The organism is Rhodococcus sp. B50 (genome assembly GCF_013602415.1).
Lineage (GTDB): Bacteria > Actinomycetota > Actinomycetes > Mycobacteriales > Mycobacteriaceae > Rhodococcus.
The window spans coordinates 4814060-4839315 of record NZ_WPAG02000002.1 but is presented as its reverse complement, the minus strand read 5'-3'; the positions used below and the strand labels follow the sequence as shown (position 1 = coordinate 4839315).

At 68.1% G+C, this 25256-nt stretch carries 24 protein-coding genes; 10 read left to right on the top strand and 14 right to left on the bottom strand.

Annotated features, from left to right (window positions below; all coding sequences use genetic code 11):
* Positions 1-52: 52 nt before the first annotated feature.
* Positions 53-619 (bottom strand): hypothetical protein, encoded by a 567-nt coding sequence (locus GON09_RS22495; RefSeq protein ID WP_213933813.1) that lies wholly within the window; start codon positions 617-619, stop codon positions 53-55.
* A gap of 82 nt (positions 620-701) precedes the next feature.
* Positions 702-1352, bottom strand: coding sequence for a hypothetical protein (locus GON09_RS22490; protein WP_213933812.1), 651 nt, complete (start codon positions 1350-1352; stop codon positions 702-704).
* 79 nt (positions 1353-1431) lie between these two features.
* On the opposite strand from GON09_RS22490, the gene GON09_RS22485 reads away from it, so the two are divergent.
* From GON09_RS22485 to GON09_RS22470, 4 genes are read left to right on the top strand one after another with little or no spacing between them, the layout of a single operon-like run.
* Positions 1432-1755 carry a type VII secretion target gene (locus GON09_RS22485; protein WP_244865611.1) on the top strand — a complete coding sequence of 108 codons (324 nt, stop codon included), beginning with the start codon at positions 1432-1434 and terminating at the stop codon, positions 1753-1755.
* Complete coding sequence (locus GON09_RS22480; protein WP_213933811.1) at positions 1752-2453, top strand: hypothetical protein; 702 nt, start codon at positions 1752-1754, stop codon at positions 2451-2453. Before GON09_RS22485 ends, GON09_RS22480 begins: the two co-directional genes overlap by 4 nt.
* A 34-nt stretch (positions 2454-2487) precedes the next feature.
* Positions 2488-2763 (top strand): hypothetical protein, encoded by a 276-nt coding sequence (locus GON09_RS22475; RefSeq protein ID WP_213933810.1) that lies wholly within the window; start codon positions 2488-2490, stop codon positions 2761-2763.
* Between the two features lie 60 nt (positions 2764-2823).
* Positions 2824-3348 carry an AMIN-like domain-containing (lipo)protein gene (locus GON09_RS22470; protein ID WP_244865610.1) on the top strand — a complete coding sequence of 175 codons (525 nt, stop codon included), beginning with the start codon at positions 2824-2826 and terminating at the stop codon, positions 3346-3348.
* A 95-nt stretch (positions 3349-3443) separates the two neighbouring features.
* On the opposite strand, the gene GON09_RS22465 is transcribed toward GON09_RS22470, so the two are convergent.
* A complete protein-coding gene (locus GON09_RS22465) occupies positions 3444-4997 on the bottom strand; it encodes an AMP-binding protein (protein ID WP_213933809.1) in 1554 nt (517 codons plus the stop codon).
* A gap of 218 nt (positions 4998-5215) precedes the next feature.
* Between GON09_RS22465 and GON09_RS22460 the strand changes: the two genes are divergently transcribed.
* Positions 5216-6007, top strand: a complete 792-nt coding sequence (locus GON09_RS22460) for an FAD-binding oxidoreductase (protein ID WP_213933808.1) — start codon at positions 5216-5218, stop codon at positions 6005-6007.
* Here the strand turns inward: GON09_RS22460 and GON09_RS22455 are convergent.
* Positions 5992-7695 (bottom strand): 3-ketosteroid-delta-1-dehydrogenase, encoded by a 1704-nt coding sequence (locus GON09_RS22455; protein ID WP_213933807.1) that lies wholly within the window; start codon positions 7693-7695, stop codon positions 5992-5994. The two genes, GON09_RS22460 and GON09_RS22455, sit on opposite strands and share 16 nt — an antisense overlap.
* Positions 7696-7768: 73 nt before the next feature.
* Positions 7769-8704 carry an alpha/beta hydrolase gene (locus tag GON09_RS22450; protein ID WP_213933806.1) on the bottom strand — a complete coding sequence of 312 codons (936 nt, stop codon included), beginning with the start codon at positions 8702-8704 and terminating at the stop codon, positions 7769-7771.
* Between the two features lie 169 nt (positions 8705-8873).
* Here GON09_RS22450 and GON09_RS22445 point away from each other — a divergent pair, with 169 nt between their 5' ends.
* From GON09_RS22445 to GON09_RS22425, 5 genes are all read left to right on the top strand, one after another.
* A complete protein-coding gene (locus GON09_RS22445; protein ID WP_213933804.1) occupies positions 8874-9776 on the top strand; it encodes an LLM class F420-dependent oxidoreductase in 903 nt (300 codons plus the stop codon).
* A gap of 101 nt (positions 9777-9877) precedes the next feature.
* Entirely contained in the window at positions 9878-10267 is a 390-nt protein-coding gene (locus GON09_RS22440; RefSeq protein WP_213933803.1) for a nuclear transport factor 2 family protein, read from the top strand.
* Positions 10268-10348: 81 nt separating this feature from the next.
* Positions 10349-10843: a flavin reductase family protein gene (locus GON09_RS22435; protein ID WP_213933802.1), complete on the top strand. Its 495-nt coding sequence runs from the start codon at positions 10349-10351 to the stop codon at positions 10841-10843.
* Positions 10844-10925: 82 nt separating this feature from the next.
* Positions 10926-11915 carry an LLM class flavin-dependent oxidoreductase gene (locus GON09_RS22430; protein ID WP_213933801.1) on the top strand — a complete coding sequence of 330 codons (990 nt, stop codon included), beginning with the start codon at positions 10926-10928 and terminating at the stop codon, positions 11913-11915.
* A 96-nt stretch (positions 11916-12011) separates the two neighbouring features.
* Positions 12012-12464 carry a hypothetical protein gene (locus GON09_RS22425; RefSeq protein ID WP_213933800.1) on the top strand — a complete coding sequence of 151 codons (453 nt, stop codon included), beginning with the start codon at positions 12012-12014 and terminating at the stop codon, positions 12462-12464.
* Between the two features lie 57 nt (positions 12465-12521).
* Here GON09_RS22425 and GON09_RS22420 read toward each other — a convergent pair whose 3' ends face one another.
* The 9 genes from GON09_RS22420 to GON09_RS22380 all read right to left on the bottom strand — a co-directional run bounded on the left by GON09_RS22420 (position 12522) and on the right by GON09_RS22380 (position 25045).
* Positions 12522-14057, bottom strand: a complete 1536-nt coding sequence (locus tag GON09_RS22420; protein ID WP_213933799.1) for an FAD-binding protein — start codon at positions 14055-14057, stop codon at positions 12522-12524.
* Between the two features lie 178 nt (positions 14058-14235).
* Complete coding sequence (locus tag GON09_RS22415) at positions 14236-14640, bottom strand: heat shock protein transcriptional repressor HspR (protein ID WP_016933859.1); 405 nt, start codon at positions 14638-14640, stop codon at positions 14236-14238.
* Positions 14640-15821 (bottom strand): molecular chaperone DnaJ, encoded by a 1182-nt coding sequence (gene dnaJ, locus GON09_RS22410; RefSeq protein ID WP_213933798.1) that lies wholly within the window; start codon positions 15819-15821, stop codon positions 14640-14642. The genes GON09_RS22415 and dnaJ overlap by 1 nt, the downstream gene beginning before the upstream one ends.
* A gap of 32 nt (positions 15822-15853) precedes the next feature.
* Positions 15854-16486: a nucleotide exchange factor GrpE gene (gene grpE / locus GON09_RS22405; RefSeq protein ID WP_213933797.1), complete on the bottom strand. Its 633-nt coding sequence runs from the start codon at positions 16484-16486 to the stop codon at positions 15854-15856.
* Positions 16483-18324 (bottom strand): molecular chaperone DnaK, encoded by a 1842-nt coding sequence (gene dnaK, locus GON09_RS22400; RefSeq protein WP_213933796.1) that lies wholly within the window; start codon positions 18322-18324, stop codon positions 16483-16485. The genes grpE and dnaK overlap by 4 nt, the downstream gene beginning before the upstream one ends.
* Before the next feature lie 291 nt (positions 18325-18615).
* Entirely contained in the window at positions 18616-19527 is a 912-nt protein-coding gene (locus GON09_RS22395) for a hypothetical protein (RefSeq protein WP_213933794.1), read from the bottom strand.
* A gap of 165 nt (positions 19528-19692) precedes the next feature.
* On the bottom strand, positions 19693-21147 hold the full coding sequence (locus GON09_RS22390; RefSeq protein WP_213933792.1) for a dynamin family protein: 1455 nt from the start codon (positions 21145-21147) through the stop codon (positions 19693-19695).
* Positions 21144-22961 (bottom strand): dynamin family protein, encoded by a 1818-nt coding sequence (locus tag GON09_RS22385; protein WP_213933791.1) that lies wholly within the window; start codon positions 22959-22961, stop codon positions 21144-21146. Before GON09_RS22385 ends, GON09_RS22390 begins: the two co-directional genes overlap by 4 nt.
* 71 nt (positions 22962-23032) lie before the next feature.
* A complete protein-coding gene (locus GON09_RS22380) occupies positions 23033-25045 on the bottom strand; it encodes an IniB N-terminal domain-containing protein (protein ID WP_213933790.1) in 2013 nt (670 codons plus the stop codon).
* Positions 25046-25256 lie beyond the last annotated feature (211 nt).

The window sequence follows — 25256 nt, the reverse complement described above, 5'->3', positions numbered from 1 at the left end:
AGTATGAGCCGACGCTTCCGGAAGTCAACGCCGCAGGAGAACCGACCGGCAGCTACATCCGCTGCGCCGCAACCGCCCGTGCGAATTCCGGGTGCGCCTGCGACACGACGAGTTCCGAACCGTCCTCCGCCACCGACATTCCCAGGGCTCCCCGCTTCGGTTCGAGCACCCGCAGGGCGACGTAGATCGGCAGGAACGACAGGCCGAAGACGCTGAGCAGCGCGAGACCGTAGATCTTCGGGGCACCCTGTACGAGTGCGAACACCAGTGCGAGGAAGATGACGCCGAGGACCGTGCAGGTCGCGGCGGCGGCGATCTGCCACCGCGTGCGGACGGCGACGCATCGGGCACACACCGGCCAATCGACTGCGGCGACCTGCACGGTGTAGGCGGCTTCGAGCGCCGAGCCGATCCGGTTCGACCCACCGCGGGGCTCCGACGCCTCGGCCGCGACCGTCACTCGGACACGACCGGTTTCGGGTTCGCCGTGCCGCGGACAGATCGGAGGAATGGGATCGGTCGGTCGAATCGAACCGTCTCCGTGCGTGTTCGTCGCTCCGGAACCCGGATACTCGACCGCCAACCGCACTTCGACCCGCTGGGCGTCCCCGTTCACCATGCGAGGGAGTATGTCAGCACGCCGCCGGCAGTGAAAGACCGCCCGCGTCGGAACGGTTTCTCCCCGCGGTCGACTGCGTCGATCAGTGCTCGTACGGTTGCGCGGGGACGGGAGGGCTCCCCGCCCGTCCGCTCTCGAAAGCACGCACGAAGTTGGGGTGCGCATCGGCGACGACCAGCACGGAGGCGTCGATGGGGGCTTCGAGCCCCAGCCAACCCTGCCGGATGTACGAGACTCCGAGGCCGAGGGCGGGCGACCACAGACCCCCGAAGAATGCCATCGTGAACAGCGCCGCGTTGTCGGGTGCCGCCCCGACTGCGCCGATGATCACCGCCACGAGCAGGAGCAGTGCCGAGAGTCCGAGGAAGAACGACATGAACCCTCGCGCCACCCGATTCACCACGACGCAGCGCCGGCACAGCGGCATCCGGACGGTGATGTGCCGCGAACAGTGCTTCGAGCGGGAACGGAAGGTGTGTGCCTTCGCAGCCGTTTCGGCCCCGAGGATGCGGATCTGACCACGGGTGTGGCGGGTCTTCCGTTTCGTCGTCACCCAGGTGCGCAGAGTCCGGACCTCGGGCTCCCCGTGAAGGGGGCAGACCGGTGGGAGCGGGTCACGCACTGTGAGGAAGACATCCACTCCCCCTTCCGGTGCCGGCTTCACATCGTCGCGGCGCTTCAGTTCCAGATGCACATGCGCGCGACCGTCTTTCGTGATCCCCCCGAATCTCATGGGCGGGGAGTGTAGCGGGCGGTCGCGACAGGCGTGTCGATGCCCTACACTCTCGTCCGATCACGACTCGGGGGGTGTCTTGACGGAACCGACGTTGCACGTGCAACCGGACGACCTACGTGCCGGAGCACATCATCTGCGCGAACTGGCCGAACAGGCCGCGAGTGCTCGCAGGTATGCCGAGACCTGGCTGACGGCACCGGAGACCGGCGGGTTCGTCTTCCTCGACGTCGTGGAGCGGGTGAACGGGGTGCGCTCCCGGTTGTCGGCCCTCTACCAGGAGATGGCCGGGGCCACCGACACCACTTCGGTGGCCTTGAGCGAATCGGCACGGATCTACGAGGAGGAACTTCTCGCGGCGTCCGAACGGCTCGCCCGGACGAACCCGGACGCGGCCCGATGAACGTCCACCCGATCGAGGCGCTGACCCAGCCGACCGCCTCGGACCCGGTGCCCGACCTGCTCGAACGCACCCTGGGTTTGTACTACGTGAGCCCCAGCTTCTGGGTCGCCGAACTGTGCAAGTACGTCCTGGACCTCGACCCGTACGCATGGGCCGCCGAACATTACGCGGGCGATTGGGCGGCCGTGCTGCAGGCGAGCGACGGAGTCGCCAGGCTCGCCGACTTCCATCGTGCCTACTCGACTGCCGCCGGGGACGTCCGCAGCTCGATCGCGTCGTGGACCGGACCCTCGGGCGACGCCGCCGGACACCACCTCGACACGCTGGCGGATGCACTGCGCGAGCAGGCCTGGTCCGTACACGAAATCGGGAAGCAACTCGAAGGGGTCGCGCTCGGCATGTACGAAGCAGGTCAGGCTTTTGCCGAGATCCTCTCGGCGATAACCGATGCCGCCCTCATCGCGGCGATCAAATGGGCGGCGGTCACCGTCTCGAGCGCCACCGGGGTCGGTCTCGCGGGCTCGGTGATCGTGGGCGGAACGTCCGTGGCCGAGCTGAAGAAGATCCTGGATCTGTGGTCCGAGGCGATGACGATCCACACCACGACGTGGACGGCCGTGCAGGGCCTGATGGGTCTGCTCACCGGGCATCTCTCGACGATCGAGAACGTCGAGATCCCTCGCCTTCCCTCGCCGTGAACGACATACCCGTCCGTACAGGAACAGAGATTCGATGAACGAACCAGAGATCGTCGTCGACGTCGCCCGCGGCGACACGGAACTGTCCCGCGACGTCGTCACCGCGCTGCAGTCGATCGCGGGCGCCGTCGACGACCCGGCCCTGAAGAGCCTCGTCGAGCAGGTCGCCACCGGCCGGCTCGGCGTGCGGGAACTCGCCCGGACCGAGGCGTTCTCCAGGATGCTCGACAATGTCGTCGCTCCGGTGTTCGCCACGCTGGAAGGGACGCCCTGCGACGACCTCATCCGACGGCAGAGCAGAGAAGCATGATGTAACGCAGATCACACTCCTCGCGATAGCCCATCATCAGCCACACACAGAGGAACGGACATGAGCAGGATTCACGTGTGGCTCGCGATGGTCGTCGCCATCGCGGGGATCGGACTGATCGGCCCGACCGCGTCCGCCGCAACGCCCTATTGCGGCATCACCTGGGGTTCGCTCGACAAATCGAACCCGACGATGGTCACCTCCCCGTTCACCGCCGTGCGATCGGGACGGCACGAGTGCTTCGACCGGATCGTCGTCGATCTCGCCGGGCCCGCGGCGGGCTACCGCGTCGGCTACGTCCCCGCCGTCTACGAGGACGGTTCCGGGTTCGAGGTGCCACTGCGCGGAGGCGCCTACCTCCAGGTGGTGATTCTCGCTCCCGCGTACTACGTGCCGGCGAACCGCCGCGAGGTCGTCGACGTCAGCGGTTACCGCACTCTGCGACAGGTGGCGTGGGCCAACAGCTTCGAAGGCCAGACGACCCTCGGAGTCGGAGTGCGCGCCCGGCTGCCGTTCCGGGTGTTCACCCTCGACGGCCCCGGTAGCGGTTCACGGGTGGTGCTGGACGTCGCGCACCAGTGGTGAGACAGAAAACAATTGAAACGCAACAGGTCTCGGCGACCGCGATCGGTCGCCGAGACCTGTTTCAGGATCCGGGACTACACAACGAGCGAAGACGGTCAGCGATAGGACGCCCGCAACGTCTTCTTGTCGAGTTTGCCCAGCGGCGTCAGCGGCAGCGAGTCGAGGAAATCGACCGACTTGGGTGCGTGCACCGAACCCTTTGCGGCACGGACTTTCTCGATCAGTTCCTCTGCCGGTACCGACTGCCCCTCACGCACCACGACACACGCCTTGACGGCCTCGCCCCACTTGACGTCGGGCACACCGACGACGGCCACGGACGCGACCGCCGGGTGCGACGAGATGACGTCCTCGATCTCGCGGGGGAAGACGTTGAACCCACCGGTGACGATCATGTCCTTCTTGCGGTCGACGATCGTCATGAAGCCGTTCTTGTCGGCGCGCGCGACGTCGCCGGTGTGCAGCCATCCGCCGCGCAACGCGTCGGCGGTCTCCTCCGGCTTGTTCAGGTAGCCCTTCATCACCAGCGGGCCGCGCACGCAGATCTCGCCGAGTTCACCCTGCGGCACCTCGTTCAGGTCGTCGTCGAGCAGGCGGACGTCGAGCCACGGCACGGGTCGACCGCACGACGCGAGGCGACCCGGATCGTCGGCCAGGTGCTCTTCCTTGCGCAGCACCGAGATCGTCATGCCGCATTCGGACTGTCCGTAGAACTGGAAGAAGATCGGGCCGAGCCGCTCGATCCCTTCGCGTAGGCGGGACGGCGACATGGCCGAGGCGCCGTAGAACAGGGTCTCGAGACTCGACAGGTCGCGGCTGTCGAAGTCGGGATGGTCGAGCAGCATGTAGATCATCGTCGGCACGAGCATGGTCGCGTTGATGCGGTGCTTCTCGATCACTTCGAGCACGAGCGCGGGGTCGAAGTGGGGCAGCACGTAGAGGCATCCGCCGCGCAGGAGCGTCGGGACGAAGAAGGCCGCACCGGCGTGCGAGAGCGGGGTGCAGACGAGGAAGCGGGGTTGCTCGGGCCACTGCCACTCGGCCATCTGGATCTGATTGAGGGCCGCGCCAGAGCGGAACGAGCCCATCACGCCCTTCGGCTTCCCGGTGGTGCCGCCGGTGTAGACGATCGACGAGGTGTCCTCGATGTCGACGGGCGCGGACACGAGCCGCTGCTCGGTGAACCGCTCCGACAAGGCGAGGATGTCGGTGCCGACCGAGGAGGGACCGAGAGAGAACAAGTTCTTCAAGGTCGGCACCTGCTCGCGCAGCTCCGCGGCACGCTCTTCGAAGTGGCGGGGGTCGAAGATCAGAGTCTCGATTTCGGCGTCGGTCGAGATGTACAGGTGGTCGGAGAGCGAACCCATGGGGTTCAGCGCGGTGTTGCGGCAGCCGGCGACCATCGTGGCGCCCATCGAGATGAGCACCTCGGGCCGGTTCTTGGACAGCATCGCCACGGCCGATCCCTGCCCGACCTCCACCGAGGCGAGCGCCTGCTGGAACCGGCTGATGGCGGCGCGCATCTCGGCTCCGGTGAGGACGACGTCACCGAGGTGCAACGCGGGCCGGTCGGCGCTGCGATCGAGTGCGGTGATGAGGAGATCGGGCGTGAATGCGGGACGGTAGAGGTCGGCGTACTCCTCGGGCATGGTCGTCCTTCCGGTGTGCTGTGACGGTCCGATATGTGACGTCACCGGTCGGCGTTCTCCGCTGTGGTGACCATCACCTGCCGATGGTCACGATAACCGTTCCGGCCGAAAACTGAAACACGTTCCACTCTGCCTTTCCGGCGATTTCTCGCCTAGAGTCTTGGGCACATCCGGCGACGGCGCCGATTCGTTGCCACAGCACACCCGGGGGATCACGCATGCAGTCGGCCACGCCGTCACCGAGCGAGACCGAGACGGCAGTCACCGCAACCGTCGTCGAACATCATCGTCTCCGGCACGACCTCGCCGTCGTCCGTCTCGAATGCGACGACGCGATCGTCGATTTCCGCCCCGGCCAGTACGTCGACGTCGCCGTGCCCCAGCGTCCCACACTGCCGCGTCGCCTCTCACCCGCTCTGCCGCCGTCGTTGGACGGCAAGCTCGAGTTCCACGTGCGCACGGTCCCGGGAGGCTGGGTGAGCGGCGCGATCGTCGCCGACACACAGCCGGGCGACGTGTGGCAGATCGGCGCGGCCCGCGGCGGCGACCTCCACATCGACGACACCGGCCGCATCGTCATCATGGTGGCCGGCGGGACGGGCCTCGCACCGCTGCGGTCGTTGATCCTCGACGCGGCGCGCCGGCCGGAACCGCCCCGCACCTTCTTGTTCACCGGCGCCCGCAACCCGCGCGACCTGTACGCCGCCGACATGCTCACCCTCCTGTCGGAGGCGCTGCCATGGCTGACGGTGGTGCCGGTCGTGGAAACCCTCGAGATTCCGGACGTCCCCGACCCGTGGTTCGACCGCATCGCGCCGCGCATCGACGAGTTCGGCCCCGACCCCGAAGAACTGCTCGAAGGCAGCATCGACGAGGTCGTCACGTCCTACGGCGCGTTCGGCGACCACCAGGTGCTCGTGTGCGGGCCGGCGGCCATGGTGCGCACCACCGCTCAGCGTCTGATCGAGACCGGAACCCCGATCGAGAACATCCGCTACGACCCGTACTGAGCCGCGTCGCGGGCTGCGATGTACCCGAACACCAGGCCCTGTCCGATCGTGGCGCCGGCGCCGGGATAACGGTGTCCGAAGGCGTTGGCGGCAGTGTTGCCGATCGCGTAGAGACCGGCGATCGGACTACCGTCCTCCCGGAGGACCCGCGCGCGCTCGTCGGCGCGCACGCCACCGCAGGTGCCGAGATCGCTCAAGGTCATCTTCACGGCGTAGAGCGGTCCGTGGGTCAGGGGCCGCATGTTCGGGTTGGGTTGCACCGTGGGATCGCCGTAGTAGCGGTCGTAGGCGCTGCGTCCACGGCCGAACTCGGAATCCGTTCCCGCTGCGGCATCGTCGTTGAACTTTCCGAAGGTTGCTGCGAAGGTGTCGACCGGTACCCCCATCGACGCCGCGAGTTCTTCGGCGGTGGAGGCACGGTGGGCGATGCCCGCCTTGTACCAGGCTTCCGGCAGCGGCTGACGCGGGAACACCCCGGCCGCGAACACGTAGCTGTTGCGGTACTTCTGGTCGAAGACGATCCACATCGACTCGACCGGATCGCCGGCACGTTCGCGTTCGAGAACGAGCTGTCCGAACGACATGTAGTCGGACGACTCGTTCGTGAATCGCCGCCCGGTCTGGTCGACGATGAACGAGCCCGGCAGCGAACGCTCCGCGAGCATGACCATCGGAGGTCTGCCCGGTCGGGTCGGCGCGACGGCGGGGAACCACCAGGCCTGATCCATGAGGTCGAGAGCCGCGCCGGCCTCCTGTGCCGCCTTGATCGCATCGCCGGTATTGGTCTCCGCGCCGAGGCTCTCGTGGTCGAGCAGACTCTCGGACTGGAACTTGTGCCGCATCGCCATGTCGTGGTCGAAACCGCCGGCGGCGAGCACCACACCGCGACGCGCGGTCACGGTGACCTCCCGCCCGTTCTGTACGAGGACGGCACCGGTTACCCGATCACCCTCGGTGACCAGACGCACCAGTGAGGTCTCGGTCCACACGGGCACACCGGCATTCAGCACACCCGCGAACAGCCCCGCGGCGATCGCCTGCCCACCGGCGACGTACTCACGTTTCATCGCGAGTCCGGCGACACCTTGCGCCAGTCGCTTGAAGATGCGCGGAAAACCCTTGTGCGGCACGCGCAGCATGAGGTTCATCCACTTGTAATCGGCGCCCGTGGTGGGCATCGGCAGGCCCGCCTCCATGAGGCCGGGACGCAGGCGGCCGCGCTCCTCACCGAGCACCGACAGGTCGAAGGGCAGGCACTCACAGCTGCGTCCGACGGCCGAGCCACCGGGCAGTTCGGGGTGGTAGTCGGCGTAGCCCTTCGCCCAGAACAGCTTCATGGGCGTGGTGCGGCGGAGCATCTCGACGGTCTCGGCACCGTGGTCGACGAACGCCTCACCCCGCTCGACCGGAGCGGTACCGTCCACGACCGACCGGACGTAGGTGTGGCCGCGTTCGACGGTGTCTCCCGAACCCGACTCCACGAGAACGGGATTGGCCGGCACCCAGAAGGCACCACCCGAACGCGCGGTGGATCCGCCGACGTATTCCGACTTCTCCACGATGAGGGTGGACAGCCCCGCTTCGTGTGCAGTGAGTGCGGCAGCCAGGCCGGTACCGGACCCGATCACGAGCAGGTCCACAGTGGTGTCGCGGGCGGGGGTCGCGGCCGGTACGGGTGTCGTGGCCATCGGTTGTCTCCTTCACATCGTTGTCTGCGGGACGGTAGGGCAGTTCCTCAGGACCGGAGGCGGATCGTCCCGTTCACCGGGAGATCCGGTCGTCGAGCAGAGGGCGCATCATCTTCCACACCTCCTGCCGCGCCGGCTCGGTGAGCGACATCGCGGGGAAGGTCAGGAATCCGTGGAACAGACCGTCGAATCTCCGGTGCTGCACGTGCACCCCGGCGGCGGCGAGACGGTCGGCGTAGTCGTCGCCGGACGAACACGGCGGATCGAGCTCGGCGGCGACGACGACCGCCGACGGCAGTCCGTCGAGCGACTCGGCGCGGGTCGGGATCAGGCGGGGATCGTCAGTGCCGTCGGGTGCGTATTGCTCCCAGTACCACCGCATCGCCGCAGCGGAGTTGTAGTAGCCCGTCCCGTACTTCCGGTACGACTCGGTGTCGAAGTCGTCGTCGATCACCGGGTAGAACAACGCCTGGCCGAGCACCGTCGGCCCGCCCCTGTCGCGGGCGGCCAAGGCGACGGTCGCGGCGAGATTCCCGCCTGCACTGTCGCCGGCGAGCACGATGCGCGCCGGGTCTCCCCCGTACGACGCGATATTCGCAGCCGTCCATTCGAGCGCCGCGAACATGTCGTCGTGCGCGGCCGGCGCCGGATGTTCGGGGGCCAGGCGGTAGTCGACGGACACGACGACGGCCCTCACCCCCTCCGCCATCGACCGGCAGAACTCGTCGTGACTGTCGAGGTCGCAGAAGACGAATCCCCCACCGTGCGCGAACACCACCACCGGAAGCACGACCTCAGATGACCCTGGATGGTAGAGCCGCAGAGTAAGACCGCCTCCTGGTCCGTCGACGACGAGATCGTGCACCTCCCGCATGGCGGGCAGGTGCTCGAGCGGCGCCCGGCCGCTGCGGATGATCTCCCGAAGTTCCCTCGGCGGAATCGCCGTGACGTCCGGAAAGCCCGCCTCCAAGGCCTCCAGCATGGACGCCACTTCGGGATGCATCGGCATGTCGGTCTCCTCGGCAGTCGATAGGTGAGGCCACGCTAGGTCGAGGGCCGAACGCCCAGGAAGGCGATGTCCCGTCCAGCGGGCCGTGTATCGGCGAGCGGGACCGGACGTGCTCCGCGGGCCCATCCGAGCGCACACTCCCACTCGGACCGATCTATGAAGGAGTGCGATGAGCGACGGATCGAACCGCAACGCGGCGGTACGCATCGGAATCACCAGCCCGATCGTCACCCGGGTCCCCGGGGTCTCCGCGGAATGGGAGGCCGATGCGGGTATCCAGGAACTGTCGCAGATTGCGGTCGTCGCCGATCGTGCAGGATTCCACCACCTCACCTGCAGCGAGCACGTCGCCGTACCGGTGCCGGTAGCCGAGACGCGGGGCGGGACGTACTGGGATCCGCTGGCGACCCTCGGCTTCCTGGCGGCCCGCACGGAACGGATCCGGCTCGTGACCCAGGTCCTCGTCCTCGGCTACCACCATCCGCTGGAGATCGCCAAACGCTACGGCACACTCGACGCCGTCAGCGCGGGACGTCTGGTCCTCGGGCTCGGTGTCGGTTCGCTCGAGGAGGAGTTCGCCCTGCTCGACGTCCCCTTCACGGAGCGCGGCGCCCGGGCCGACGACGCCCTCTCGGCTCTGCGCGAATCCTTGTCGAAGCGCGAACCCTCCTATCGTGGAGAGTATTTCGAGTATGCGGATGTGGTCGTCGAACCGTGCGCCGTGCAACCGCGGGTTCCGATGTGGATCGGCGGCCGCACCCCGCGTTCCCTGCGACGCGCATACGAGTTCGGAGACGGCTGGGTGCCTTTCGGTCTGGCGTTCGACGAGGTGAAGACGATGCTCGCGAAGAGGCAACCGCCGCCCAGCTTCGATGTCGTGCTGTCGGCCGCACGACTCGACCCGCTCGGCGATCCCGACACGACGCGGAGGCGGCTCGACCGGGCGATTGCAGCGGGTGCGACGATTGTCGGCGCCGGTGTGGACGCCGGATCCGCCGACCACTACTGCGACCAGCTCCTCGCCCTCGCCGAACTGTTCGGCAGGGAATTCGGCCATCTCGAGAAGCGGTGACCCCGACATCTCCCGCTGGCCGGGAGAGCATCGATGCCGGGCGCCGAGAGGTCGCTAGCGTCGGCGCGACACCTTTCGTCCCGCACCACACAGGAGCGACCGTGACCGTTTCCGACGCCGACGCCCGTACACAGCGCATCCGCGCCACCGTGCACGCCTATCTCGACGCCGTCGCCGCCGGTGTTGCCGCCGACATCGCCGCACTGTACGTCGAGGACGCCACCCTGGAAGATCCTGCCGGCAGCGAACCCCGCGTCGGCAAGGCAGCCATCGCCGAGTTCTACAAGGGTGTCGAGGCCACGGAGAACACCACCGAACTGCTCACGCTGAGGATCAGCGGGTCGACCGCGGCCTTCCACTTCCGAGTGGTTACGAAGGCGGGCGGGCAGACCTACGAAGTCGAACCGATCGACGTCATGACCTTCGACGACGAGGGACGCATCACCAGCATGCGGGCCGTCTGGGCTCCCGGCGACATGCGTGTTCGCTGACCGGTCGGCGGGACACGGTTCGCACACTGTGCCGTCGGTGACGGACACTGGAACGAACGCCGACCGATAGGAGATTTCTCGATGACAGCCGAGCATGCGGTGCTGGATCCTCGACGGATCCGCGACGTGATGAGCAATTTCTGCACGGGAGTCACCGTGATCACGGCTCTCGACGGCGACGAACCTCTCGGGTTCGCATGCCAGTCGTTCGTGTCCGTATCGCTGGATCCGCCGCTCATCTCGTTCTGCCCCGCACGCACGTCGACGACCTGGCCGAAGATCCGTGAGGTGGGCACCCTGGCCGTCAACGTCCTGTCCGAGAGCCAACGCACGCTGTGTGGTGCGTTCGCGGTGAGCGGTGGGAACAAGTTCCGCGGCGTGCACTGGGAGCCGGGCGACAACGGTGCGCCTGCCATCAAGGGAGCTCTCGCGCGGGTCGAGGCGACCGTCGAGACCGAGTACGACGCCGGCGACCACACGATCGTGCTGGCCCGGGTCACCGGCCTGACATCGCTGCACACCAACGGCCCTCTGTTGTTCTTCCAGGGAACCTACGGCGGTTTCGAACGGAGGTGACGGGAATAGACGGTCACCGGCCGAGGTTGCTCCGAAGGTGTGCCCGGCGGCCGATACCGGGCCCCGACGCGAAGGACTACCGGTGACCGTTCCCCTCTCCATCCTCGACCTCGCCCACATCGGCAAGGGCGAGACCGCCCGCGAGAGCTTCGACGCCAGCGTGAAGATGGCCCAGCTCGCCGAGCAGTGGGGCTACAAGCGGATCTGGTACGCCGAGCACCACAACATGCCGACGATCGCCTCGTCGGCGACGAGCGTGCTCATCGCGCACGTCGCCGCGCACACCTCGTCGATCCGCCTCGGCGCGGGCGGCATCATGCTGCCCAACCATTCGCCGCTGACCATCGCCGAACAATTCGGCACCCTCGCCACGCTGCACCCCGGCCGCATCGATCTCGGTCTCGGGCGCGCGCCGGGCAGCGATCAGAAGACGATGCGCGCGCTGCGACGCGACCCGACGTCGGCCGACAGCTTCCCGCAGGACGTCCTCGAACTACAGGCCTACCTGAAGGGCGAGTCGCGGATACCGGGAGTCGACGCGATTCCCGGTAAGGGCACCGACGTGCCGCTGTACATCCTGGGGTCGTCGCTGTTCGGGGCAAAACTCGCTGCGCTGCTCGGGCTTCCGTATGCGTTCGCGTCGCATTTCGCGCCGCAGGCACTCGAGGACGCGGTGCGACTGTACCGCCGCGAGTTCCAGCCCTCCCCCGACCATCCGGAGCCGCACGTGATCGCGGGAGTCGGTGTGATCGCCGCCGACACCACCGAAGAAGCACAGTCCCTGCTCGAGGCGACCAAGCGCGCACGGGTCGTGCAGATGGTCGGACGCGGACGCACCTTCACCGAGGAGGAGATCGACATGCTGCTCGACTCCCCCGCCGGCATGCAGGTGCTCGAGATGCTCCGGTACACCGCCGTGGGTACGCCGGAGGAGGTACGCGAGTACCTCGACCGGTTCACCGAACGCGCGCAGGCCGACGAACTGATCGTCGTGTCGTCGGCACCCGGACGCGAGGCGTGGCTGCGCTCGCTCGAACTACTTGCCCAGGTCAGCGACCTGGTCCCGGCGTGATCGTCGAAGACTGACGCGTCAGGCTACCGGCGGGTACACTTTGGCGGCCGGCCAGGCACGGCTGTGAACCACGAGTCGTCAACCGCCAGGAGCACGATGATGTACCGCACCCGCGCTGTCGCCGCAGCAGTTCTCGCCGCTGCGGCGGCACTCACCGCACCGGCCACCGCGACCGCCGATTCGCTACCCACCGACGGACCCACCATCTCGGTGACGATCCACAACGACACCGACGCACCGATGGTCCTCACGTCGAAGGACAATCCCTACGGCACGTGGGTGGACGAACCGGCCACCGTGGTTCCGGCCCGCTCCACCGAGACGGTGTCGGCGAGCAGTGCCGACCGGCGCGGGTTCGGAATCCAGATCGACTACACGATGCCCGGCGACGCGACCGTGGCGCTCATGGCCAACAACTACGGCACAGGCGTCGCGAACGGCGACGGCACCCACATCGAAGGCGTCAACCGGCACGGATTCGCGGTCGCGACGACCGTGGAGGACGGATATCCGTTCATGACAGCGGACTTCGCCGTCACCCGTCCCTGACACGACCCCGGCCCGGAGGGATACCTGCGTATCCCTCCGGGCCCGGTCGTATATGCGTCAGCGCGTCGCCGCGTCCATCACGGACAGGTGTGCGAACAACGCGCTCGCGCCGATGGGATTGCCGCCGCCGGGGTAGACGGTGCCGCTCGGTGCGGCCATCGTGTTGCCCGCCGCGTACAGCCCGGGGATCGGTTCGCCGTTGCCGTCGAGCACACGGCCGACCGTGTCGGTCCGCAACCCGCCCTTGGTGCCGAGGTCCGAGATGCCGAACTGCGCCGCGTGGAACGGTCCCTGTTCGATCGGAACCAGTGCGGACCCGCCGCCGGTGAAGGCCAGATCGTACGGCTCGTCACCGCGGCCGAAGTCCTCGTCGACGCCCTTCGCGGCCAACTCGTTCCATCGCGCCACGGACGCCTGCAGGGTCTCGGCAGGCACTCCGATCTTCTCGGCGAGTTCCTCCAGGCTGTCGGCGGTCTTCCACAGCCCCGCGTCGATGTACTTCTCGGTCTCGACGAGAGGCACATTCGTCGCCCCGACCGGCGGAACCGCGCCGCGCCGGTCGTCGTAGATCATCCAGAACGGCAAGGTCATCTCACCGCGCTCCATGCGGGCGATGACATCACGGCCCAGTCGGTCGTAGGGCGCGTACTCGTTGGTGAACCGCTTGCCGTCCTGGTCGACGAAGATGCCGCCGGTGAAGCACAGTGCGAACGCCGAGCGTCCGTCCGGATGGGTCAGACCCGGCGACCACCAGGCCTCGCCCATCAGATCCACATCGGCGCCCACGGCGATACCCGCCTGGTGTGCTTTGCCGAGATTCGACCACGGACCCATGGAGTCCCGCGCAGCGCCCGGCACGCCGTACTTACTGCGCATCTCGTCGTTCTGATCGAAACCGCCGGCGGCGAGGACGACACCCTTGCGAGCGCGGATCGCCCGCCGCTCACCGTCGTTCTCGACGATCGCGCCCACCACCACACCGTCCTCGACGATCAGTTCCTCGAGCGGGGTGTTCCGGTGCAGCTCCACATTCGGGTACTTGCGCATGGCGATGATGAATCGGCCGACGAGGGCGCGACCACCGATGAGCACATCGGGCAGAGCCTCACCGTTGCGTTCGCGGCCGAGCGGGCCACGGATCGACTCGTTGAGTTCGAGATCGTCGGCGACGGGCATCGGCGACGGAACGATATGACGGCCCTGGGCACGGGCCTTCGGGGCCTTGCCGAAGTAGTCGGGCCACGGATAGACCATGAATTCGAGGTCGTCGTCGGATTCCAGGTAGTCGATCAATGGGGCGCCGCCGCGGACATAGGCTTCCTGCAGCTCGCGCGGGGTGCGGTCGCCGACGACCGCGTGGTAGTAGGTCAGCGCGTCCTCGATGGTGTCGTCGTCACCGGCACGCTGCAGGACCGCGTTGGTGGGAAACCAGACACCCCCGCCACCGGAATACGCCGTGGTGCCGCCGAAGTACTCGGACGCCTCGACGAGGATCACCGAGAGTCCTTCACGTGCAGCGGTGTACGCACCGCAGCACCCTCCGGCTCCCGACCCCACCACGAGGACGTCGCATTCTTCCGCCCACTCCGCCATGACTGCTGCCTTCCGTCGACCGTTCGTGTGGAACACGCCACACTAGGCAGGAGGCGAAGGGTCGCGACACGCTCGTCTCGCTGTGCGGGAGAAAATCGTCCGATCAGTCCCGCTCGACCGCGGTGCGGTCGGTCCCGCTCGACCGCGGTGCGGTCGGTCCCGCTCGACCGCGGTGCGGTCAGTCCCGTCTGTTGCGCGGCTTCCAGACCACGAGGGCGTTGCTGCGCGCCACCGGCACCAGATCGCCGCGCGTCGAACGCAACTGCACGACCTCGGCGTTGAGTTCGGCGACGCGATGCTGCAGCGCCTCGACCTGGTTGGTCAATTCGATGATCCGCTTGATCCCGGCGAGGTTGACACCTTCGTCCTGGGAGAGGCGCTGCACCTCGCGCAGCAGTTCGACGTCGCGCGGCGAATACCGGCGGCCGCCGCCGCTGGTGCGGTGCGGGGTGACGAGTCCGAGTCGGTCGTAGTTACGCAGCGTCTGCGCGTGCATCCCGGCGAGTTCTGCTGCCACCGAGATGACGTAGACGCGCGCATCGGGGTCCGGTGACAGATCCCGCGGCATTCTCGTCTCGCTCATCACGCACCTGCCCATCCCTCTCGAGGATCGAAACCGCCTGCCTCTTCTGCACGAAGATAGTTGTGAAGTGCTTCTGTCGCCTTCTCGTCGAGATTCTGCGGGATCGCGACCTTCACGGTCACGAGCAGATCTCCGGCGCCGCCACCGCGCTTGGGAACGCCACGGCCACGCACGCGCAGCACCCGACCGTCTGCCGTTCCCGCGGGAATCTTCAGTCCGACCCGGCCGTCGAGCGTCGGCACCGAGACGGTCGCGCCCAGGACGAGTTCGCCGTAACTGACGGGCAGCACGAGGGTGAGGTCGTCGCCCTCACGGCCGAACACGCGGTCCGGTCGCACGTGCACCGTCACGAACAGATCGCCCGACGGGGCACCGCGCAATCCGGCCTCACCCTGGCCGGCGAGACGGATACGCGAACCGTCCTTGATGCCGGCGGGCACGCGCACGGTGATGGTGCGAGTGCGGTTCTGGACACCGGTGCCGCGGCAGTCGGTGCAGGGATTGTCGATGATCGATCCGCTGCCCCGGCAGTCGTCGCAGGGCTCGGAGAAACCGAACGCCCCCTGGTTGCGGGATACGACACCGCTTCCGTTGCAGTTCGGGCACACCCGCGGACTCGTCCCCGGCTGGGCACCGCTGCCGTGGCAGGTGGTGCACGGCGCCGGGCTGGTCATCCGCAGGGGAACAGTGACGCCTCGAACGGCGTCGCGGAAGTCGAGGGTCGTCTCGGTCTCGACATCGGACCCGCGGCGCGGACGCGAACGGCCGGCGGTGGAAGCGGTGCCACCACCGGCGCGGTTGAACAGTCCGCCGAACAGGTCGCCGAGCCCGCCGTCGCCGCCGCCACCGCCGAACAGGTCGCCGATGTCGAAGGTCGCTCCGGTGCCGCCGGAGAAACCACCGGTGCCGGCATGGAAGCCACCGCCGCCGGGGAAACCACCGGAGGCGAACATGCGCCGGGTCTCGTCGTATTCCTTGCGCTTGGCCGGATCCGACAGGACGGCGTTGGCCTCGCTGACGGCCTTGAAGCGCTCTTCGGCCTTCGCGTCACCGTGGTTGGCATCGGGATGCAGATCCCGTGCCAGTTTCCGGTAGGCCTTCTTGATCTCGTCCTGCGTCGCGTCGGGGGAGACGCCCAGGTCCTTGTAGAAGTCCTTCTCGATCCACTCCCGCTGGCTCACCGGGCGTCTCCTCCTCTCGCGTCTTCTTGTTCTTACTCTGTGCCGGACCCGCCCGACGGCGTATCCACCGGATCGCCGTCGGTCACCGTCACCATCGCGTGCCGCAGGATGCGGTCGCCGAAGCGGTAGCCCTTACGGAGCACCGCCCCGAGTACCGGATGGTTGCCGTCGCCTTCCATCTGGACGGCCTCGTGCAGTTCGGGATCGAAGGCATCGCCCTCGACACCGAATGCAGCCAGCCCGAGGGAGTCGAACACGCCGGTGAGCTTGTCGGACAATGCCTTCAACGGACCCGACTCGAGGTCGCCGTGGGCACGGGCCCGGTCGAGGTCGTCGAGGACGTCGAGGAACTTCGCTGCGACGGAGGCCTTGGCCTCCTCCGCGACGGCCGTGCGCTGCGCCTCGGCGCGGCGCCGGTAGTTCGCGAACTCCGCGCTCACCCGTTGCAGGTCGGCGGTGCGCTCGGCGAGTTCCTTCGCCTCCTGCGACTGTCCCTCGGTCTGCTCGGCCTTCTCGGCCTCACCCTCCGCAGGAACCGACTCGATCACCTCACCCTCCTCGGCGCGCGGCTCGTCGGCCGGGTCGCGCACCTCGAAGGTCTCGGGGTCGATCCGTCGCTTGTCGGTGACGGTCACCGGTTCCTGCTCGGGCTTGTCGGCAGTCACTTCTTCTCCGAATCGCTCGGCTCGTCGACGACCTCGGCGTCGACGACGTCGTCGGCACCTGCAGCTGCGCCGTCACCGGCAGCGGCACCGTCGGCGGCCTGCGACTCGTAGATGGCCTGGCCGAGGGCCTGCGACTCGGTCGCGAGCTTCTCGACGGCGGCCTTGACCGCGTTGATGTCCGAGCCGGAGAGGGCGTCGTTGGCTTCCTTGACGGCAGCCTCGACCTTCTCCTTGACGTCGGCCGGCACCTTGTCCTCGTTCTCCTTGATGAACTTCTCGGTCTGGTGCACGAGCGACTCGGCCTGGTTGCGGACCTCGGCCTCCTCGCGACGCTTGCGGTCTTCCTCGGCGTGGGCCTCGGCGTCCTTGACCATCCGGTCGATCTCCTCCTGGGACAGGCCGGAGCCTTCCTGGATCTTGATCGTGTTCTCCTTGCCGGTGCCCTTGTCGCGGGCGGTGACGTGGACGATGCCGTTGGCGTCGATGTCGAAGGTCACCTCGATCTGCGGGACACCGCGCGGAGCCGGGGCGATGCCGCCGAGCTCGAAGGAGCCGAGCAGCTTGTTGTGCGCCGCGATCTCACGCTCACCCTGGAAGACCTGGATCTGCACGGACGGCTGGTTGTCGTCGGCCGTGGTGAAGGTCTCCGAGCGCTTGGTCGGGATCGTGGTGTTGCGCTCGATGAGCTTGGTCATCACGCCGCCCTTGGTCTCGATACCGAGCGACAGCGGGGTGACGTCCAGCAGGAGCACGTCCTTGACCTCGCCCTTGAGGACACCGGCCTGCAGGGCGGCACCCACGGCGACGACCTCGTCGGGGTTCACACCCTTGTTGGGCTCGCGGCCACCGGTGAGCTCGCGCACCAGGTCGGTGACGGCGGGCATACGGGTCGAGCCGCCGACCAGCACGACGTGGTCGATGTCGCCGACAGAGATGCCGGCGTCCTTGACGACCTGCTGGAACGGAGCGCGGGTGCGCTCGAGGAGGTCGCCGGTGATCTTCTGGAACTCCGAGCGGGACAACTGCTCGTCGAGGAACAGCGGGTTCTTGTCGGCGTCCACCGTGATGTACGGCAGGTTGATCGAGGTCGACTGCGAGGACGACAGCTCGATCTTCGCCTTCTCGGCGGCCTCACGCAGACGCTGCAGCGCCATCTTGTCCTTGGTGAGGTCGACGCCGTGCTGCGCCTTGAACTTGTCGACGAGCCAGCTCACGACGCGCTCGTCCCAGTCGTCGCCACCGAGGTGGTTGTCGCCGGAGGTCGCGCGGACCTCGACGACGCCGTCGCCGATCTCGAGGAGGGACACGTCGAAGGTGCCGCCACCGAGGTCGAAGACGAGGATCGTCTGTTCCTTCTCACCCTTGTCGAGGCCGTAGGCGAGCGCGGCCGCGGTGGGCTCGTTGACGATGCGCAGGACGTTGAGGCCGGCGATGGTGCCGGCTTCCTTCGTCGCCTGACGCTGGGCGTCGTTGAAGTACGCCGGGACGGTGATGACCGCGTCGGTGATGTCCTCACCGAGGTACGCCTCGGCGTCGCGCTTGAGCTTCATCAGCGTGCGGGCGCTGATCTCCTGCGGCGTGTACTTCTTGTCGTCGATGGCCACGGTCCAGTCCGTGCCGATGTGGCGCTTGACCGAACGGATGGTGCGGTCGACGTTGGTGACCGCCTGGTTCTTGGCGGGCTGGCCCACCAGAACCTCACCGTTCTTCGCGAATGCGACGACGGACGGGGTGGTGCGGGACCCCTCGGCGTTGGCGACCACAACGGGCTCGCCGCCTTCCAGAACGGAAACGACCGAGTTGGTGGTTCCGAGGTCGATGCCGACCGCACGAGCCATAATTTTCCTCCAATGTTCCTGCCGCGGCGCATGTGCACCGCGAAAACGTTCCATGCCCGACCTGAGCCTGTTCGACTCAGGTGAGCGCGGTCGACTCAAGCCTGCACCCGAGCGACTCTCGTCGTCAAGTGAAGTTGAGCCTGTTGCGCTCAAGTTGTCTGACCCGTCCAACGGCAGGTCGTGGGGATTTGTTCCGGCAGTGATGCACATCACTTCAAGCGGCCGCATTTGCTCGATCCGCGGACAGATACACCGGCTCGGAAGTGGTGTAGATGTCTCCTGCGTTGGCAACTATCGCCGACGGGCACGGGTGGCCGCCGCAACGAGACGGTCACGCACAGCCTCGAAGTGGAACAGATCCCGCCATGTCCACCGCACCACCTCGAGACCCAACGTCCGGATCGCATCCTCTCGAAGCTTTTCCCGGTGAACCGTTTCTGCCGTCACACCCGGCTCCCCGAAGCCGTACTTCCCTCTACCGTCGAACTCCCCCACCACCCCGGCGCCCTTCCAGTAGAAGTCGGGACGAGCGACGAAGGCACCCGACGCAGTCCGCAACTCGTACTGCAGCACCGGGGCCGGTAACCCTGCAGTACTGATCCGCAGGCGGCTGAGCGACTCTCCCACGCTCTCACTGCGTCCGTCGAGGAACTGCGCGATACGACGTGCTGCTGCGATCCCGTTCCGGTTGCACGCAGATGCCAGCGCATCAGGGATCGATGCCGCCGCCTCGGGGTACATCCGAAGCGCCGAGTCACCTGACGCCACGGCCTGATCAGGAGGCAACGTTCGTGCAAGATCGACGACGGTCCGCGCGACGGACGTCACCGACACGTCCGCGATACGACAGACCTCGTCGGAGCGAAAGGACGTCGTGTGGAGGTGCAGACTCCCCGTTCTGCGTCCCCCCGACGCCCACTCGCGACTGATGTGGACGCGAGAGAGATCGACGTCCCAGAGATCGAAGCCGTGCATCACGGCAGCGGAGACGTGACTGATCACCGCCGCACCCGTCTCCGCCCCGTGAATCGCTCGCGCGCGGACTCGGTGGTGCTCGATCGGATCGAGTTCGAGCGTGCCGTCGATGTAGACGCCTCTGGTGACAAGTCGTAACCTTCCGGCCCGCAGTGCGTGCCGAATCTCGTCGGCGGTGGTTCCGGACGCCAGCAGGTCGGATCGGAAGAGAAGTGTCGGTTCGTTCATGGCCGGCAGCCTCACCCGCCGGTGGGACCGGATCCGCGCTTCCGTGCACCTGGTACCCGGATCTGTGGAGCAATCGGCAGTCTGTGGATAAGCGGGCTCGCTGACGTAACGGACACATACACCGTTACGGAGCTGGTGTATGTGTCCGCGCCACGCGCAGACCTCTCAACTCACCCCCGCGACCAGCCCTTCCGCGCTTCGCGCCGCCACCGTAGCCGCGCGGGTGGTGAACGGATCGAGGAGCGGGTGTTCGGCCCGCGACCGCCAGTGCCGCACAGCATCCACGGCCGCCGCGCGGATCTCGGCGGGCGAGGCATCGTCGACGAGACCGAGGCGACGGGTGGCGCCGATCCCGAATCCACCGACCATGCGCTGCAACGCGAGAACCTCCTCGTCGGGCAACGACATCGACGACGACCGCAACCTGCCCAGCAGGCGGAGCTCGGCGAAGCCGTGGTCGTCGGCCAGTTCTCGTCGCACCGCTCCCAGCAGGTCGCGGTCGCCACACGCGTCCAGCACCCGTTCCAGTGCCAGCAGCGCCGAGTGGGTCTTGAGCTGATCGGCACGCTGACCGAACTGCACGTCGATCACCTGACGCAGCTCGTCGAGCCCACTGCGCGCGACGAGTTCGGCGGCGAGAGAAGGCGAATCGCGCGCCCCGAGCTGCACGAGCAGAACCGCCGTGCGGATGCCGAACAGACCGAACCGGTCGACCAGACGCGCGCGCATCCCGGGATCGACGGGCAGGTCGACGTCCGGTCGCGCGAAGCGGTCGGCCGACAACATCGCGACCTGCAGTTGTTCCGCCGGCACCTGCGCGAGCGCTTCGAACGCCGCGAACTCGTTCTGCCGCAGCGTCCGTGCGGCGAGCGCGAGCAATCCGGCGACCGGCACGACGGCCTGGCACAGTCCGGTGCGTTCGAGTTCATCGGTGAATCTCACCGCGACCTGCTTCGCCGACATCATCGCGTCGGCGCGACCGGCACCGACCTCGTCGGCACGCGACACCACCCCGACGATGCCGAGCGGACCCGACCCCCCGCCGACGTGCCGGCCGATCCGTTCGAGGAACTCGACGTCGGCGGCGCCGAGCGAACGCATCAGGTAGACGACAGCGTCGGCACCGGAGGCCGATTCCTCCGGAGTGAGCAGCGCGAGGGTCCGCGCCGACACGTCCTGCGACAGCGACGACGTGCCCGGTGTGTCGATGATGGTGGTCTGGGCCAAGGCACTGGCCGGCCATTCGACGTCGATGAAATCGACGCGGTCGGCGGTGAGGTCGCCGAGGTCGAAGGTCAGCCTCCCGTCGGGGCGGTGCACGGGCACCGGCATGTGACGATCCCCGTCGTACCAGGCGTTCACCGACGGTACGGGCCCGTTGCGGTACCAGGTGACGACGCGCGTGCATTCCGTCGCGTCGGTGGGCGCGATGTCCTGTCCCACGAGTGCGTTGAGCAGGGTCGACTTGCCGGCCTTGAGGGATCCGGCGAGCGCGACCCGCAGCGGCTGGTCGAGTCGCGCGGCACACTCGTCGAGCCGGTCTGCGACAGCCGGGTTCCCGCCGTACGACGCGCGGGCCCGGTCGAGCAGATCGCGGGCGCGCGTGAGAGCCGGGGTCACGCCTGCACTCCCGCGAGCTCCGCCGCGCGGGTGCGCAATCGGCCCAGTTCCGCGACCTGCGTGTCGAGTTCACCGATCCGACGTCGGCGTTCCTGCTCCTGCACCGTCGCGGCCTGCCGCGCCGCGTCGAGCGACTCGTCGAGCGAACGCAGTGTCTGTTCGGCGATCTCGGTGAAATGATCGCGGAGCTGACGCTGGATGAGACGCAGCCGGTCCTTCGATTCCTTGCCCACCTGGAAGCTCACGTCGTCGGTGAACTTGCGGATCGCGTTCTTCGCGTCGGCGCGACGCTTGGTGAGCCGTACCTGCTTGTCGTCTCGGTATGCCTTGGTGCCCAGCACGACTCCGGCTCCCACCGAGATCGGGTTCACGAGGGCCATGCCCATCAGGGTGGTGACGAGACCGAACATGAGCACGCCACCGTAGGAGCCCTTCATGCCGACGAGCACCTTCTGACCGATCCCGATCCGGCCGGATTCGAGATCGGACAGGTTCTCGACGGGTTCGAGCAGTCTCGACAGGTCTTCGAGATGCAACGACGGCAAGGAGGCGTCGTCGAGCGCGAAGTGCTCGGCGACCTTGCCTGCGAGCGTCTCGGCGCGTTCGTGCGCCCACACGAAGTTGTCGCCGACGGATTCGGCGACCTGCTCGGCCAGCCACTGCCCGAGGCGCGGCCATTCCTTGCCGGGATCGCATTCGTCCACGGACGCTTCGGCGTCGCGGGTGACCGTGCGCAGCCGGTCGCGCAGGTCGTGGTCGATGTCGGCCGCGAGGTCGGCGATGCCGTCCGACAACGTGATCTGCCACCGCGCCGCCCGCGTGCGCAACGCTTCGGTCGCGGCGCGCGCCCGGTTCAGGTCCTCGATCGCGGCACTGCCGGATTCGGGATCGCGCAGAGCCGCGAGTTCGCTCTCGCACCCGAGCGCGAGATGGTCGACGACGGTCTTCACATCGTGTGCGACCGACAGTCGCGCCGAATCGGCGTTCCGCGCGACCACCTGTTCGCGCAGGAAGTCGTAGATCGCGTCGAAGCCGGATTCCTGCTGCAGCGAGGCGTCTTCGGTGCGCAGAGCGTATTCGCGCAGCAGGGACGAGACGGGCAGCAGCGGCAGGTCGAGCCCGGCTCGCTGCAGGTGTTCACGGTCGGCGTCGACGATCGCACGCCAGTGCGGATAGACGTCGGTCTTGGTGACGAGCACCGCCGAGGCCGGGCACAGCGTCTGCACCTGCCGCAGGAACGACATCTCCGGTGCGGTGAACTCCTGGCTCGCGTCCGACACGACGAAGACCGCGTCCGCTGTGGCGAGCAGAGTCAATGTGGCTGCGGTGTGCGGATTTCCGTGTCCGCCCACGCCCGGGGTGTCGACGAACACGAGTCCGTCGGCGAGCAGCGGACTCGGCACACTCACCTCGAGCCGTTCGATGTCCCGACCGGCGCTGCTCGGCGCGACCTGCTGCAGGTCGTCGAAGGGAACAGGGATGCGCGGGGCCGAGCCCGACGGGACGAGTTCGGCGGACGGTTCGTGTCCGTGCTGCACGAGCGTGGAGACCGCGGTGGTCTCGTCGTCGCCGACGGAACACACCTCGACGCCGAGCAGTGCGTTCACGAAGCGGCTCTTGCCCTGGTTCAGTCCCCCGACGACGACCACCCGCAGTCGCGGGTCGGAGACCTTCGTGCGGGCGGCCGTGAGCCTGTCGGTGAGATCGTTGCGTCCGGCGCTGCAGGAGCGCTCGATCGCGGAGTCGATCAGGTCGAGGAGCGCTCGGCGTCTCGAGGGATCGGATGAACGCTGCGTATCCGGTGAATGCTGCATGGGCTGCGTCGACTCGCCTTCCGTCGGTGCGGGCTCCGGACATTATGTCCCGGAGCCCGCACCGCTGCGGGTCAGGGCAGCAGTTCGTCGACGTCGGTGGAGTCGGTGGCGCCGAGCGACGAGTCGCCACCGGCACCGGCGAACAGGCCGCCGCCGAGACCGGAGGTCGCGGTGAGGCTGCCCTCGCCGAACAGGCCTGCCTCGCCCGATGCGGATCCGAAGACGTCCTCGCCGACCGACGCCCAGCCCTCCGCACCGCCGGACAGAGCTGTATCGACCTGCCCCGACAGGGCCGTCCCGACCTGTGTCGAGAGTTCCGCACCCAGGTCGGCCGCGCTCTCCAGGCCGCCGGCGACACCGAGATCTGCTGCTGCGCCCAGGTCGGCCGCTGTCCCCAGATCCAACGCGCTCTCGAAGTCGGTCGCGGCACCGAGGTCGACCGACGTACCCAGCCCACCGGCCGCCCCGATTCCCGAGTCGATCGCCGCGCCGAGATCCGCTCCCAGGTTCGCCCCGGCCCCGAGTTCCGCTGCCGCGTCCAGTGCGCCGTCGAGGGCATACCCGAGCTGACCGGTGGCTTCGGCGCCTGCGCCGAGGCTGCCACCGATCGTCGTAGCGAGCTGCGTGCCGAGATCGGCACCCGCGTCGAGGGACACCGACCCCGCGGCCGTGTCGAGTGCGCTGCCGAGTTGCAGGCCGAGCTCGGCGCCGGCCGAACCGCCGGTCGCGAAGGTCGAGCCGAGGACGGAGGACAGATCCGATCCGAGGCTCGTCCCCACCTGCACGGTCGAATCGACGGTCGTACCGACGCCCGCGGCCGAACCGATGGCGATGTTCAAGGCCGACGACAGTTCGGTGGTCGCGGTGGTCTCGAGACCGAGCGCGCCGCCGAGCACCCCACCGACCAGCGTGCCGAGTTCGATGCCCGCCCCGGCATCCGCATCGATCTCGCCGCCACCCGCGAGCACCGCGTCGAGGTCGACGCCGCCGAGCAGACCGCCCTGCGCGCTGCTCTCGATGACGGTCCCCAGCGCGGCGCCGAGATCGGCCGCAGCTCCGCCGCCCGCTCCGAGCAGGGCCGAGAGGGAGGCACCGAGACCGAGGGTCGCGCCCACGCCGGCGTCGAGACCGGCGGAAAGGTCGGTTCCCAGTCCGGCACCGAGATCGGCCACCCCGCCGAGGACACCGCCGAGGCTCGTGCCGAGCGCGCCGGTCAGTTCCGTCCCCACACCGAGTACACCGCCGAGGCTCGTGCCGAGCGCAGCGCCGAGTTCGGCGCCGCTTTCGAGAGCCAGATTCAGCTCGGTCGAGAATGCGCCGCCGGCTTCGACGGCCGATTCCAGCAGTCCGCCGAGGGCGAGCCCGATGTCGACACCGAGCGTGCCTCCGATACCCAGGGCTCCTTCGAGGGTGGTCGCGAGGTCGGCGCCGAGCCCACCCGAAGCCTCGACGGCCGCATCGATCGCGGCGGCGAGATCGGCAGCGGCGCCGACACCGAGGCCGAGTCCGCCTTCGAGAGCACCGGCCACAGCACCCCCGACGTCGAGGGCTCCACCGAGTTCGAGGCCCGCGCCGAGTGCACCACCGAGCGCCGCACCCAGGGAAGCGCCGAGCTCGCCACCGGCTTCGAGCGCTGCGCCGAGTTGTGCACCGAGATCGGCGACGATCCCCGTCTGCGCTCCGACGGCCCCGCCGATATCCAGACCCCCACCGAGACCGAGGCCACCGCCGAGACCCAGTCCCCCGCCGAGTCCTGCGCCGACACCGAGTCCCAGGCCGGCGGCACCCCCGAGGCCCACTGCTCCACCCAGGCCCGCTGCCCCGCCCAAGCCCGCTGCGGCGGTACCGGCGATCGACGCTCCGACGTTCGCCGCGCCGTTCAGCGCTGCGGTCAGTTCCGCCGCGGTTCCGGCGAACAGACCGCTGTCGGCGACCAGTGGAGCGACGGCGACGATGTCGGCGTGGCACACGTCGTCCAGTCCCGCTTCGGCGAGGACGGCGGCGGGATTGCTGCAGTACCGGGCGAGTTCGTTCTCGTCACGGAACAGGCTGAGGATGAAGTCGAGTACGGCGTTGGTGGCCATCGCGTGTCTCCTGAGTCGTCGGGATCTACGAACGAAGCTACGAAACCGCCGGTCACGGGCACAGGGGGTGCGGCCCCCTGTCTGTCGCCGGCCGTTAGGGGATCCGGGTCGGGGGGTACCGGGGGCGTTAGGGGATCATCCCCCCGATCGGGTCGGCGGACGGCGTGGGAGCTAACGGGCCCCGCGGTGGGAACGACAGGCTCATCGAGAC

Coding starts and splice junctions, on each gene's coding strand:
- GON09_RS22495 (WP_213933813.1), bottom strand. CDS start 619: ATGGTGAACGGGGACGCCCAGCGGGTCGAAGTGCGGTTGGCGGTCGAG.
- GON09_RS22490 (WP_213933812.1), bottom strand. CDS start 1,352: ATGAGATTCGGGGGGATCACGAAAGACGGTCGCGCGCATGTGCATCTG.
- GON09_RS22480 (WP_213933811.1), top strand. CDS start 1,752: ATGAACGTCCACCCGATCGAGGCGCTGACCCAGCCGACCGCCTCGGAC.
- GON09_RS22475 (WP_213933810.1), top strand. CDS start 2,488: ATGAACGAACCAGAGATCGTCGTCGACGTCGCCCGCGGCGACACGGAA.
- GON09_RS22470 (WP_244865610.1), top strand. CDS start 2,824: ATGAGCAGGATTCACGTGTGGCTCGCGATGGTCGTCGCCATCGCGGGG.
- GON09_RS22465 (WP_213933809.1), bottom strand. CDS start 4,997: ATGCCCGAGGAGTACGCCGACCTCTACCGTCCCGCATTCACGCCCGAT.
- GON09_RS22460 (WP_213933808.1), top strand. CDS start 5,216: ATGCAGTCGGCCACGCCGTCACCGAGCGAGACCGAGACGGCAGTCACC.
- GON09_RS22455 (WP_213933807.1), bottom strand. CDS start 7,695: ATGGCCACGACACCCGTACCGGCCGCGACCCCCGCCCGCGACACCACT.
- GON09_RS22450 (WP_213933806.1), bottom strand. CDS start 8,704: ATGCCGATGCATCCCGAAGTGGCGTCCATGCTGGAGGCCTTGGAGGCG.
- GON09_RS22445 (WP_213933804.1), top strand. CDS start 8,874: ATGAGCGACGGATCGAACCGCAACGCGGCGGTACGCATCGGAATCACC.
- GON09_RS22435 (WP_213933802.1), top strand. CDS start 10,349: ATGACAGCCGAGCATGCGGTGCTGGATCCTCGACGGATCCGCGACGTG.
- GON09_RS22425 (WP_213933800.1), top strand. CDS start 12,012: ATGATGTACCGCACCCGCGCTGTCGCCGCAGCAGTTCTCGCCGCTGCG.
- GON09_RS22420 (WP_213933799.1), bottom strand. CDS start 14,057: ATGGCGGAGTGGGCGGAAGAATGCGACGTCCTCGTGGTGGGGTCGGGA.
- GON09_RS22415 (WP_016933859.1), bottom strand. CDS start 14,640: ATGAGCGAGACGAGAATGCCGCGGGATCTGTCACCGGACCCCGATGCG.
- dnaK (WP_213933796.1), bottom strand. CDS start 18,324: ATGGCTCGTGCGGTCGGCATCGACCTCGGAACCACCAACTCGGTCGTT.
- GON09_RS22395 (WP_213933794.1), bottom strand. CDS start 19,527: ATGAACGAACCGACACTTCTCTTCCGATCCGACCTGCTGGCGTCCGGA.
- GON09_RS22385 (WP_213933791.1), bottom strand. CDS start 22,961: ATGCAGCATTCACCGGATACGCAGCGTTCATCCGATCCCTCGAGACGC.
- GON09_RS22380 (WP_213933790.1), bottom strand. CDS start 25,045: ATGGCCACCAACGCCGTACTCGACTTCATCCTCAGCCTGTTCCGTGAC.